The following is a 2,774-nucleotide window of genomic DNA, read 5'->3' as shown; positions in this document are numbered from 1 at the left end:
GACGGGCCTGGGTCATCAGGAAGGCCGAAAGCACAGACTTACCTGACCCGGGCCGTCCCATGATCAGGGTATGCCCGCTGGTCGGTTCTTTGTCGGGCGAGCCTTGCTCGTGATAGGAAAACCGGTAGGCGCTCTGCTCGGGCGTGGGCAGATAGGTGATGACCCGACCCCATGGGGTTTTCTCGGCGGGTTTGCCAAGCTGCGTTCTGTGGAAGGCCGCGAAATCCGCGAAGTTGCGATTGGTGACGGCGCTGGCGCGGACGCGCTTGGGCTGGTTGCCGGGATGCTGGCTGAGGTAATGCGCCTTGGCCGCGACCCGCTCGCCGATCATCTTCACGCCCTCGGTTGCGGCGGCGTTCACGATCTCGGCGCTGAGGGTTTGCAGCTCTTCGAGCGTGTCGCAGAAGAGCGTCACGACCATGTGGTGCTCGCCGAAGCTCTGGCGCTTGGCTTCGAGATCGTCGGCGGCGATATCGAGGGCTTCCAGGAGAGAGAGGGCCGCGTCCTGGCTGGCCTGCATCTGCCGCTTTTGCCGCTTGATGCGGCCCGCCATGAGGTTCGAATTGATCGGCGTGAAGGACTGCGTGACGATCATGTCGACCGGCAGGTTCAGCATGTCGAACATGGTGCAGGAGGTGCCTTCGGAATATTCCCCGATGGTGAAGCTCTTGCCGTAGCGATGGCCCACGACGCCTTCGGATAGCTCGAAATGGTCGCCTTGAAACGTCACCCGGGTATTGGCGACGTTGAAGGACAGAAAGCCGTAGGTATTGGCCGGGTAGAGCGGCAGCTCGGTGCCCGTGTTGAGCGCGCCCAAAAATCCCACCAACTCTCCCGATCCGGCTGACAGCAGGCGCGGCTTGAGCTCGGTAAGCCCCGAGAGGAAGACGTTCACGGCCTCACCGAGGCGCTGCAGGCGTTTGCGGGTCTCCTCCTTCAGTCGGTCCGGCGCGCTGCGGCTGAGGAACGGCAGGAGGCTTTTCGGGGGCGGGCGGTGAATGACGGTGAGCGTCAGTGTTTTGTCGCGGAGCCCGCTGGTCTCGAGTTTCGCGCGCCAGCGCCGGTCCACCTCGCCTGCGAAGCTGTCCTCACGGATCGGGTCGAGATCCGGTTTGATGGCCTTGGAGACCTTGTGGACGTAATAGCTGAATTCCGGCCCGAGCTGCGCGACGATGCGGGCAAAAAGCGCCGTCACCTTGTCGAGATAGGCATCGTCCGTCGTGTAGCTGTTGATCCCCTCGAGCCGGATGCAGCGGAAGAGTTCGTTCACCCGGGTCCGCACGGTCTGGTCGTCGACGAGGCTCACATAGGGCAGCATATGCGCGAGGCGGGTCTCGCGCGCATACCACTCCGGCGTCATCGTGCGGGCATCGAGCGCAGCATCACGGGCGTCATCACGGGGCATAGCTGTCCCCGCCATGGATGGACCTATTGCGCGTGGGCGGTGTCTCCTGCAGGGCCGTCATCATCACGTCGATGAAACGCGGGTCCCAATCTGCGGCCTTCCACAGCACCGGATAAAGAAGGGCGGCCACGCCCAGCACCCCGATGTGCTGGACCCAGACGAACAAGAGCACCGAACCGAAGAGCCAGACCATCGCGTACATGATGGGCAGGCCCAGAAGCTTCGGCGGGCGCACGAGGCCGAGAAAGAGAGGCGCGCGCTCAGCCACCGGCAAAGACCGCGGCAACGATGGTGGGGGCGGCGGCAACACCAGCGATGCCCACGAGGACCCAGAGCGCCTGACGCAGATCGATGATGTTGAAGAACCAGCTGAGAAAGACCCCGAGAACGGCAAGCGTCGCGATGACAACGCCAAGTGGGCCGGTCAGCGCATCGACGATGCCCTGTAACAGGCTCTGGATCGGGGAGAGATCAATGCTCTGGGCGAGGGCGGGTTCGGCAATCAGCAGGAATAGCGCCAGCGAGGCGACAAAGAGGTTTGAAATCTGTCTCATGAACTTGATCCTTCCAATCGGGCCACGACGGCCATGACGCGGGCCACGTGGTTCTGGGTTTCTCGGTAGGGGGGGACGTTGCCATACTGGCGGACCGCATCGGGTCCGGCGTTGTAGGCCGCCAGCGCCAGATGCGGATCGCCGAACGTCTCCAGCATCATCGCGAGGTAGCGGGCGGAGCCGTCGAGGTTCTGCAGCGGATCACGCGGGTCGACGCCCAGATCACGCGCCGTCGCTGGCATCAATTGACCAAGGCCAATGGCACCTGCACTTGAGATCGCATCCTCCCGGTAGGCGCTCTCAACCTCGATATTGGCCCGATAGAGAGCCAGCCAATCCGTCACGGAAAGCCCCGCGCGACGCAGGCCGGGATGGCCGGCATAGCGCAAGGCCGTGGTCTGAATCCCGGAGAGGACATCGGCGCGGGGCAGGGGTGCCGGACCAACACGGGCTGCAAAGCGCATCGCTTCTCGCTCTGGCACAGTTTCATCGCTGCCGAAAATCGCGAGTTCGTCGGCAGCCGATCCCTGACCAACGCCGTCATTGTAGTTCCGGGCAAAACTGTTCTGAGCCCGGGATGGGGTCAGAGAGCCGTCGCTCTCCATGACCAAGACCATTTGCGCTGAGGCTGGCTCGGCCACCAGCCAGAGACAGACTAGGTTAGCTGCCAGCGCCCTTGTCTGATGGGGCTTTGACTGGCGGGGCGAGTTTGTGCGTACGGCTTGTCCCCGCTTCAAGCGGCAGGTCGACATGCGCAAAACCAAGGCCAATGAAGAAAGACACCACGCCGGAGATCGTCTTGAACTCGCGGATCT

General features: G+C 63.2%; 4 protein-coding genes. All 4 read right to left on the bottom strand.

Features of this window, described 5'->3' with window-relative positions; all coding sequences use genetic code 11:
* Positions 1-1,405 (bottom strand): VirB4 family type IV secretion/conjugal transfer ATPase (locus tag TRIHO_RS17205; protein WP_456300661.1); only part of this gene is annotated, 1,405 nt, incomplete at its 3' end.
* A complete protein-coding gene (locus TRIHO_RS17200) occupies positions 1,395-1,673 on the bottom strand; it encodes a type IV secretion system protein VirB3 (RefSeq protein ID WP_043772477.1) in 279 nt (92 codons plus the stop codon). The genes TRIHO_RS17205 and TRIHO_RS17200, both read right to left, overlap by 11 nt.
* Positions 1,666-1,959, bottom strand: coding sequence for a TrbC/VirB2 family protein (locus TRIHO_RS17195; RefSeq protein ID WP_012187323.1), 294 nt, complete (start codon positions 1,957-1,959; stop codon positions 1,666-1,668). The genes TRIHO_RS17200 and TRIHO_RS17195 overlap by 8 nt, the downstream gene beginning before the upstream one ends.
* Complete coding sequence (locus TRIHO_RS17190) at positions 1,956-2,576, bottom strand: lytic transglycosylase domain-containing protein (RefSeq protein ID WP_068246525.1); 621 nt, start codon at positions 2,574-2,576, stop codon at positions 1,956-1,958. The genes TRIHO_RS17195 and TRIHO_RS17190 overlap by 4 nt, the downstream gene beginning before the upstream one ends.
* Between the last annotated feature and the right edge of the window lie 198 nt (positions 2,577-2,774).

Source organism: Tritonibacter horizontis, from assembly GCF_001518015.1.
Lineage (GTDB): Bacteria > Pseudomonadota > Alphaproteobacteria > Rhodobacterales > Rhodobacteraceae > Epibacterium > Epibacterium horizontis.
The sequence above is the reverse complement of the archived record's forward strand: the minus strand, read 5'-3'. Positions and strand labels throughout refer to the sequence as shown.

Coding starts and splice junctions, on each gene's coding strand:
- TRIHO_RS17195 (WP_012187323.1), bottom strand. CDS start 1,959: ATGAGACAGATTTCAAACCTCTTTGTCGCCTCGCTGGCGCTATTCCTG.
- TRIHO_RS17190 (WP_068246525.1), bottom strand. CDS start 2,576: ATGGTCTTGGTCATGGAGAGCGACGGCTCTCTGACCCCATCCCGGGCT.